We start from the raw sequence: 8894 nt of genomic DNA on the forward strand, positions 1-8894 counted from the left end.
GGGCAAGCGCGCGGGCGCGGCGGGTGCGGGCGCGGGCTCGGCCGGCGCGGGCGCGGGCGGGTCGCTGAGGCGCCTGCTCCCGACGCTCGGCGGCGGCATCGCCCATACGGCCATGGCCGTCATCCTGGTGGGCCTCATCGGCTCGTCGATGTACGTGACCGAGGTCACGGGGTACGTGCCCTACGACGAGGCGACCGACACGGCGTCCGAGCCGTTCAAGGTCAAGGACTACGAGCTCTTCTACACCGGCAACGAGATCACGCCCTCCGAGAACGGCGACGACATCCTCTACACGCTGCACTATGACGTGCTGAAGGACGGCGCGTACGTGGGCAGCGTGTCGCCGGCCGTGCAGGTGGTCCAGTCCACGCGGCAGCAGAAGCTCGTGGCGAGCGTGATCAGCTTCCCGACGGAGGATCTGTTCGTGGTGTACCGCGGCGTGAACGCCAACGGCGACTTCTCCATGGACGTGCGCGTGAACCCGCTGATCAGCTTCGTGTGGGTGGGCTTTGGGCTGCTCATGGCGGGCGCCGTGGTGGCGCTGCTCGGCAAGCGGAGGAGCGCCACCGCCGAGGGCGCCCGTGACGCGAGGTAGCTTTAAGGGGGTGTAGGCAGGAATGGATGCGGCCATCGAGGTCAGGGGCCTCACCAAGCAGTTCGGGGGGCGCCGCGCCGTCGACGACGTGAGCTTCGCGCTGCCTCGCGGCGCGTTCCTCTCGGTGTTCGGGCCGAACGGCGCCGGCAAGACCACGCTTCTGCGCATGCTCGCCACGCTCACGCGCCCGAGCGCGGGCGACATTCGCGTAGGCGGCGTCGACGCGAAGGAGGAGCCTGACGCCGTGCGCGCGTCGGTGGGCCTCATCTCGCACAGCGCCATGCTCTACCCCGACCTCACGGCTGAGGAGAACCTGCTGTTCTACGCGCGCCTCTACGGCGTGCCCGACCCCGAGCGCCGCGTGCTCGAGCTGCTCGACGCGGTGGGGCTGCGCCACCGCCGCCTCGACCGCGTGCGCACGTTCTCGCGCGGCATGACGCAGCGCGTCTCCATCGCGCGGGCGCTCGTGAACGACCCGGCCGTGGTGCTGCTCGACGAGCCGTACTCGGGCCTCGACCCGCACGCGGTGGAGATATTCGACGAGCTCATCGGCAGCGTGCGCGCCGAGCGCACGTTCGTCATGGTGAGCCACGACTTGGAGAAGGGCCGCGCGCTGGCCGACCACGTGATGGTGATGGCGCGCGGGCGCGTGGTGCGCTTCGCGCGCGCCGACGAGCTCGACGCCGAGGAGTTCCGCGCGTTGTACCGCTCCACGGTGGGAACGGGGGTGGCCTAGATGACGCGCTCGCAGAAGGCGCCCGCCGCGCGCCCTGCCGCCCAGGCCCCCGCGCCCGCCGCGCGCCCGCAGCGCCCCTCCGGCTTCGCGCAGTACAAGACGCTGCTCGGCAAGGACCTGCGACAGGAGTTCCGCACCAAGGAGATGCTCGTCTCCATGGGCATCTACGCGGTGCTGGTCATCGTGGTGTACGGCGTGGCGCTGTCGTTCGCCCGCCCGGGCGGGGAGTTCCTCGAGGTGTCGGGCGGCCTTCTGTGGGCGCTCGTCGTGTTCACCTCGCTTCTGGGGCTCGGGCGCTCGTTCGCGGCGGAGAAGGAGAACGGCTGCATCGAGGGCCTGCTTTTAGCCCCGCTCGACCGCGGCGTGGTGTTTCTGGCGAAGGCCACGTCGAACCTCGTGTTCCTGCTGGTGGTCGAGGTGATCGCCGTGCCGCTGTTCTGGTTCTTCTTCTCGAGCTTCGCGCACCCCGGCGCCTCCGCGCCGCTCATGGTCGCGCCGCTCGTGGTGGGGTCGGTCGGCATCGCGGGCGTGGGCACGCTGCTGTCCACCATCACGGCGAACACGCGCGGGAAGGACGTCATGCTGGCGCTTCTGTTCGTGCCGGTGATCTTCCCGCTGCTCTACGCGTGCGTGTCGGCCACCACGGCCGCGCTCGTGGGCGGCGACGCGCTGGCCGACGTGTTCGGGATGTCGCTGGCGCTCGCCGCTGGCTACGATGTGATCATGATCCTGGCGTCGTGGGTGCTGTATGATTTCGTGGTGAGCTAACCTGGTGACGCCTCGTTGGCGAGCCGCAAGGCGGAAAGGACGGAGAAGGTGACGAAGAAAACCACCAAGCTGCCCGAGACGGGGCAGTGGCCTGATCGCGTGGCGCCGGCGGTGCTCGTCGCGGGCGCGCTGCTCACGACGGTGGGCTTCCTCATGGCGTTTCTCGTGGTGCCCCCCGTGGGCGGCGCCGCCGTGGGCGGCGCGGAGCTCATCGGCGGGTCGCTGATCTCGAACAAGCTGCTCATCTCGCAGAAGATATTCTTCTTCCACATGCCGGTCGCCATGGTGTCGTTCTGCGCGCTGGCGTTCGCCGCGTACTACTGCGTGTGGTTCCTCGTGACGCGCGAGCAGCGCTTCGACACCTGCGCGAAGATCGCCATGGAGATCTCGCTTCTGTTCGTGGTCATGACCATGATCACCGGCGAGATGTGGACGCGCTTCGAGTGGGGCGTGTGGTGGACGTGGGAGCCGCGGCTCACCACCTACCTCGTGCTCATGCTCATCGTGATCGCGTACCTGGTGCTGCGCAACATGATTGACGAGCCCGAGCGCCGCGCCACGTTCTCCGCGGTCATCGGCATCATCGCCTTCGTCGACGTGCCCATCTGCTTCATGGTCACGCGTCTGATCCCCTCGTCCATCCACCCCGTGGTGGTGCGCGAGGGCGGCATGAGCCCCGAGATGGGCCTGTGCGTGGGCGTCATCATGGCGGGCATGCTGTGCGTGGGCTTCGCGCTCTACCGCCTGCGCTTCCGCCAGGTGCGCCTCGAGCAGCGCGTGGAAGCTGTCAAGGAGCTGCTGGAGGACTGACGCAGGCGTCGCAGCAGCCTTCGCCGACCTCGCTGGGAAGGCGAGCTTGTTTTTCGAAAGGAGCACTCATGAACCCCATCCTCGTTGAGATCTACAGCACCGTGATCCCGTCGGCCCCGTACCTCATCGCGGCGTACGCGCTTCTGTGGGCGGCGCTTCTGGTGTACGTGCTCATGATCATGCGCGGCACCAAGCGCGCCGAGGCGCAGATGCGCCTGCTTGAGGAGGCCGTGGCCGAGCAGGCCTCCCGCTCCCGATCCGAGCGATGAGGCGGCTGCTCTTCCTGGGCTGCGCGTGGGCGTGCTTCGCGCTCGGCGCCGTCGGCGTGTTCGTGCCCGTGCTGCCCACCACGCCGCTTCTGCTCTTGGCGACGTTTCTGTTCGCGAAGTCGTCGCCGCGCTGCCACGCGTGGGTCACGTCGACGAAGGTGTACAAGACCTACGTCGAGGCGTTCCTTGAGGCGGGCGGCATCCCCGCGTCCACCAAGGTGCGCATCCTCACCGTGTCGTTCGCGGTGATGACGGCCAGCGCGATCCTGGTCCAGAAGCCGCTCGTGTGGGTGGTTCTCGCCTGCGTGGCGGTGTTTTTGCTCTACCTCATGGTCGTGCGCATCCCCACCGTCGGCCTCGAGGCCGTGCAGAAGGCCCGCGAAGCCGAGCCCGAGTAGGGGGACTTGCGGGCGCGAGCAGCCCGCCTTCCCCCGTGTCATCCTGGGCGGAGCGCCCGCAGGGCGCGGAGTCGAAGGATCTGGCCGCGCGCCCAGGCGCTTTCGGCGCAACGCGGCGGCAGCCGTGCGATGACGGGCGCGAACGGCCCCTAGCGCAGCGTGGTGACGCGGCCGTCATCGGTTACGAAGACGACCTGGAGGATCTCGGGGCAGCGGCGGGCGAGCGCGCTGCCGCGCTCTGTCCCGAGGGCAAGGAGCGTGGTGGAGAACCCCTCGGCGTCGATGGACTTCTCGGCGATCACGGTTGCGCTCGCGGCGTCGGTGCGCACGGGCATGCCGGTGCGCGGGTCGAGGACGTGGTGGCAGAGCGTGCCGTCGGGTGCGGTGAAGCAGCGCTCGTAGGTGCCGCTCGTGACCGCGCTGCCCGAGGCGAGCGGCACGGCGCCTGCCAGGCGCCGGGGGTCGTTCGGGTTGCGGACGCCGACCCTCCACGGCGCGCCGCCGGGCTTGCTGCCGCGCACCACCACGTTGCCGCCCAAGTTGATGATGTAGCCGGAGAGCCCGCGCGCGCCCATGAGCGCGTCGAGCTCGTCGGCGACCCACCCCTTCGCGATGCCGCCCACGTCCACGGCGGCCGCCTCGTCGGCCAGCTGGGCGAAGTGGCGCGCCGGCGTGCCGGGCTCCTCGGCCAGCACGAGCTTCTCCCAGCCCACGTGCGCCGCGGCCTGCGCGAGCGCGCGGGCGTCGGGCGCGATGCCCGCGCGGAAGTCCCACAGCCGCACCAGCGGCCCCACCGTGACGTCGAAGGCGCCCTCGCTTCGCGCGCAGTAGCGGAGCGCGCGCGTGAGCAGGTCGAACGTGCGCGGGTCGATGCGCACGCGCGCGCCGCCCGCGGCGTTTACGCGCGCGATGTCGGAGTGGGGGAGCGTGCGGGAGAACAGCCGCTCGTAGGTGCGGCACGCTGCGACGGCCTCGCTGAACGCAGCGCGGCAGGCGGGCTCGTCGCCGTAGGCGGACAGCGAGACGGCGGTGTTGAACGCGAAGAGCCGCGCCGTCATGAGGCCGGCGTCGTCGGGGCCGCTGACGTGGACCTCCCCCTCGCGGGGGATGGGGTCGAGCGCGCCCTCGGGCATGCGGCTGGGAGCGCGGCTGGGCGTGCGACCGCTGGGGCGGCCAAGCGCGCCCCTGGCCGCGCGACCGGCGGCGTCGTTGGCTGCGGCGGCGGGGCGGTTGGGCATGCGCGCAGCGGGGCGGTTGGGGATGTGGCCAAGCGTGCGGCTGGCCGTGCCCCTGGCCGCGCGATCGCGGGTGTCGGCGGAGGCTTCCATGCCCGCCAGTGTAGCATGCCCCGCCGCCCTCCGCCTTCGCCCATCGGGCTTCATGGCGTATAATGGCGCTAGTTCTGCCGTGCGCCGCCTCGGCATGTGAGATAGGAGACACATGAAGGCACTGATTCCCGCCGCGGGTCTGGGCACCCGCTTTCTGCCGGCCACGAAGGCCCAGCCCAAGGAGATGCTGCTCGTCGTTGACCGCCCGGCCATCCAGTACGTGGTCGAGGAGGGCCTGGCTTCGGCCGCCGACGAGGTGGTCATCATCAACTCGCATGAGAAGAAGGCCATTGAGGAGCACTTCAACCCCAACCCCGAGCTCGTGGCACTTCTGCGTGAGCGCGGCAAGGACGCCTACGCCGACATGGTGGAGTACGTGGGCAACCTGAACGTGAGCTACGTGTACCAGGAGGAGGCGCTGGGCCTGGGGCACGCGGTGCGCTGCGCGGCCGAGAAGACGGGCGACGAGCCGTTCTACGTGCTCTTGGGCGACGTGCTCGTGCCGAACAACAAGATGCTGCCCGCCATGCAGGCCGTCTCCGACGCGCACGGCGGCGCGAGCGTGATCGCCGTCATGCCCGTGCCCGACGAGGAGGTGAGCCGCTTCGGCGTGATCGCCGGCGAGGCCGTGGCCGACGACGTGTGGAAGGTCGACTCGCTGGTCGAGAAGCCCGCGCTCGCCGACGCGCCGAGCAACCTGGCCGTGTTCGGCCGCTACCTCCTGAGCCCGCGCGTGATGGAGCTTCTGGCCGACGTCAAGCCGGGCGTGGGCGGCGAGATCCAGCTCACCGACGCGCTCGACGCCGTGCTCAAGGAAGAGGAGATGTACGCGCTCATCATCGACCCGGCTGACGGCTTCGACACCGGCACCGTGGAGAGCTGGCTCGAGACCAACAACATCCTCTGGAAGCAGAAGCAGGGCCGCTAGCCTCGCGGCTGCTCGCAACCGCGGCCGGCATCCGCCGACCCAAATAAGCGGGGCGCCCCCGACGGCGTCCCGCTTTTTATGTCCTGGGCGCTGGCTTCGGGCACCCTTGGGGCATGGGTCCCTGGAGCTCGAGCTGTTGATGACGCCCTTTTCCCAACTGCGGCTCGAGCTCAACCGCGGCTCGAACCACCGACAACGCCCCTCTTTCATCCACAGCTTGGGAAAGCTGGCTGGAAAACGCCCGTTGTCGGTGCTTTGGGCCTCGAAAACCACCGACAACGCGCTTTTTGCATCCACTTTTCCCAGGAAACCGCCGATAACGGCCTTATTTCATCCAGAATCACCTGAGGGGTGGATGGAAAAGCGTCGTTGTCGGTGGCTGGACCGCAGGCACGCTCTTCCAGGGGCGCACCCCCTGAACACGACGTCTTCCTTTCCACGTGATTGCGTGTCCAGGAACCCCCCGGGGCCTTAACCGCTCTTCTGCCTCATGCCCCTCGGCCATGTTTGGCTTGGAAAAGAAGGGGCCCGGCGAGAGGGGAACTCGCCGGGCCAAAAGGAGGGGATGATGCGGCTTTGCGCCGCTCTGCTTTTAAAGGGATAAAGCAGGCAAGCAAGGTAGGAGGGGAACCTATCAACTTGCTGACGTCAGTATAAGGGACGGGCTTGAATAACCCGTGAACCGCAAGTGGCGAACTTGTGGATTTCAGTCCAAGTCCAGGCTCTCGAACTTTTTCGAGAAGTTTCACAGAAACATTTGTTCGTGAAGAGCAGACATGGTATGATGCGTCGCATGGATACGCTGTTCACAGAATTCGAGAACGCCGAGCGCACGAAGGTGGCGCCGCTCGCGGTGCGCATGCGCCCGCGCACGCTTGACGAGCTGGTGGGCCAGACCGAGGCGGTCGGGCCGGGCAGCTGGCTGCGCGCCGCCATCGAGCAGGACCACCTGAGCTCGGTGATACTGTTCGGCCCCGCGGGCACGGGGAAGACCTCGCTCGCCCATGTGGTCGCGGAGACCACGAAGGCCACGTTCGTGGAGGTGTCGGCCATCGGCGGCACGGTGTCGGACTTGCGCCGCGAGATCGACGCGGCGGAGAAGCGCCTCGTCATGGGCGGCCTGCGCACCATCCTGTTCGTCGACGAGATCCACCGCTTCAACCGCAGCCAGCAGGACGCGCTGCTGCACGCCGTGGAGGACCGCATGGTGGTCTTGGTGGGCGCCACCACCGAGAACCCGTTCTTCGAGGTGAACTCGGCCCTCATCTCGCGTTCGCGCGTGGTCGAGCTGCACGCGCTCTCCGACGAGGACATCGCCCTGCTCGTGAGCCGCGCGCTCGCGGACGAGCGCGGCCTTGCCGGCGCCTACGTGCTCGAGGACGCCGCGCTCGACGCCATCGTCACGCTCGCTGGGGGAGACGGGCGCGGCGCGCTCACCACGCTCGAGCTCGCGGCGGGCATGGCGGGCCCCGGCGCGCCGGAGGCGCCCGTGACCGTCACGGAGGGCATGGTGCGCGCCGCCACGCCTCACCGCGCGCTGCCCTACGACAAGAACAAGGACATGCACTACGACGTCATCTCGGCGTTCATCAAGTCCATGCGCGGAAGCGACCCCGACGCGGCCGTGTACTGGCTCGCGCGCATGATCGACGGCGGGGAGGACCCCAAGTTCATCGCGCGGCGCATGTTCATCGCCGCGTCCGAGGACATCGGCAACGCCGACCCGAACGCGCTTCTGGTGGCCGAGGCGGCGTTTCGGAGCGCCGAGGTGATCGGCTACCCGGAGTGCCGCATCAACCTGGCCCAGGCCGCCATCTACCTGGCGCTCGCGCCGAAGAGCAACGCCGCCGAGGCCGCCATCGACGCGGCGCTCTCCGAGGTTCGCCACGGCCCGCGGCGTGACGTGCCCGACTACCTGCGCGACCGCCATCGCCCCGGATCGGAGAACTACGGCACGTACCGGTACCCGCACAACTACCCGGGCGGTTGGGTTGACCAGCGCTACCTGCCCGAGGGGCTCGAGCGGGGCTGCTTCTACCACCCCAGCGATCGCGGCTGGGAGGCCTACCGCGCCGAGGCCGCTGCACGCGATCGCGCCGAGGCCGCGCAGCCTGCAAGGCCCGCCCCGCGCACGGAGAAGGCGCAACGCGCGGGCGCGAAGGCGTCGGGCGCGGCGGATGCGGGCGCCGCAGCGTCCCCGAAGCGCGCGGGGGGAGGCGCAACGCGCGGGTAACGATGCGTGGGCGCTTGGCGCATTCGCTGACCTGCCTGTGTAGAATTGGACGGTGAAGTGCTATAGTTTGCCTTCAAAGCCCGATCAGGAGGAACGGCAATGGAATTTGGTGAATTGCTCAACATCGCGCTTCCCGTCGTGTACGCAGTCGTCGGCATCGCGCTCGTATGGCTCGTCGTGGAGCTCGCGCTCACCTTCCGCAGGACGCGCCAGGCGGTGTCCGAGGTGAACGACACGGTGAGCGAGCTCCATGAGCAGATCAAGCCCACGCTCGACCACGTGGAGAAGATCACCGCGCAGCTCGAGCCCGTCTCGTCGAAGGTCGACCCGCTCGTCGACCGCGTGTCGCTCACCGTTGACGCGGCCAACCTGGAGATCATGCGCGTCGACCAGATCCTCGAGGACGTCACGCAGATCACCGACTCGGTCACCAAGACCATGGACACGGTCGACTCGGTCACGAGCGCACCGCTTGACCTGGTAAGCTCGGTGACTGACAAGGTGCGCGCCCGCCTGAAGACGCGCGGCGCCTCCGAGGAGTCGGTGCGCTTGGGCGGCGCGGGCAGGCCCGCCAAGCAGAGCGCCGTGCGCGATCTGGTGGACGCCACCGCGGATGCCGCCGAGGCCGCCGTCGCCGACCGGCGCGAGCGTCGCGCCGCCGCTGCCGACGCTGATGCCGCAAGCGCTGCCGCTGCTGCCGACGCGACAAGCGCCGCCAGCGCGACGAGCGCCTCCGCCGCGCACGCGGACAAGGCGTAAGGCCCATGCCCGACCTCTCCCGCATCCCCGCCATCACGCCCGAGTCGCACGCGCCCGCCGCAGCGTCGCC

Annotated in this window: 10 protein-coding genes; 9 read left to right on the forward strand and 1 reads right to left on the reverse strand. The window is 69.2% G+C overall.

Features of this window, described 5'->3' with window-relative positions; all coding sequences use genetic code 11:
• The 6 genes from HRL41_RS10945 to HRL41_RS10970 form a co-directional block, all read left to right on the forward strand.
• A partial coding sequence (locus HRL41_RS10945; protein WP_305792300.1) for a cytochrome c-type biogenesis CcmF C-terminal domain-containing protein occupies positions 1-595 on the forward strand: 595 nt, incomplete at its 5' end.
• A gap of 22 nt (positions 596-617) precedes the next feature.
• On the forward strand, positions 618-1331 hold the full coding sequence (locus HRL41_RS10950) for an ABC transporter ATP-binding protein (RefSeq protein ID WP_172137061.1): 714 nt from the start codon (positions 618-620) through the stop codon (positions 1329-1331).
• Positions 1332-2099 (forward strand): heme exporter protein CcmB, encoded by a 768-nt coding sequence (locus HRL41_RS10955; RefSeq protein WP_165173908.1) that lies wholly within the window; start codon positions 1332-1334, stop codon positions 2097-2099.
• Positions 2100-2147: 48 nt separating this feature from the next.
• Positions 2148-2909 carry a cytochrome c biogenesis protein CcsA gene (ccsA, locus tag HRL41_RS10960; protein ID WP_371808843.1) on the forward strand — a complete coding sequence of 254 codons (762 nt, stop codon included), beginning with the start codon at positions 2148-2150 and terminating at the stop codon, positions 2907-2909.
• Between the two features lie 68 nt (positions 2910-2977).
• Complete coding sequence (locus tag HRL41_RS10965; RefSeq protein WP_165173919.1) at positions 2978-3178, forward strand: hypothetical protein; 201 nt, start codon at positions 2978-2980, stop codon at positions 3176-3178.
• A complete protein-coding gene (locus tag HRL41_RS10970; RefSeq protein WP_172137063.1) occupies positions 3175-3576 on the forward strand; it encodes a YbaN family protein in 402 nt (133 codons plus the stop codon). The genes HRL41_RS10965 and HRL41_RS10970 overlap by 4 nt, the downstream gene beginning before the upstream one ends.
• 149 nt (positions 3577-3725) lie before the next feature.
• Here the strand turns inward: HRL41_RS10970 and HRL41_RS10975 are convergent, their stop codons facing one another.
• Positions 3726-4904, reverse strand: a complete 1179-nt coding sequence (locus tag HRL41_RS10975) for an FAD:protein FMN transferase (RefSeq protein WP_253904871.1) — start codon at positions 4902-4904, stop codon at positions 3726-3728.
• 112 nt (positions 4905-5016) lie between these two features.
• Between HRL41_RS10975 and HRL41_RS10980 the strand changes: the two genes are divergently transcribed.
• The 3 genes from HRL41_RS10980 (at position 5017) to HRL41_RS10990 (ending at position 8824) form a co-directional block, all read left to right on the forward strand.
• Positions 5017-5832, forward strand: coding sequence for a UTP--glucose-1-phosphate uridylyltransferase (locus HRL41_RS10980; protein ID WP_172137064.1), 816 nt, complete (start codon positions 5017-5019; stop codon positions 5830-5832).
• 793 nt (positions 5833-6625) lie between these two features.
• Positions 6626-8065, forward strand: coding sequence for a replication-associated recombination protein A (locus tag HRL41_RS10985; RefSeq protein ID WP_172137065.1), 1440 nt, complete (start codon positions 6626-6628; stop codon positions 8063-8065).
• A 99-nt stretch (positions 8066-8164) separates the two neighbouring features.
• Complete coding sequence (locus tag HRL41_RS10990) at positions 8165-8824, forward strand: DUF948 domain-containing protein (protein ID WP_172137066.1); 660 nt, start codon at positions 8165-8167, stop codon at positions 8822-8824.
• The last annotated feature ends 70 nt before the right edge of the window (positions 8825-8894 follow it).

This window comes from Adlercreutzia sp. ZJ473 (genome assembly GCF_013185065.1).
In the GTDB taxonomy this organism is placed as follows: Bacteria; Actinomycetota; Coriobacteriia; order Coriobacteriales; family Eggerthellaceae; genus CAAEEV01.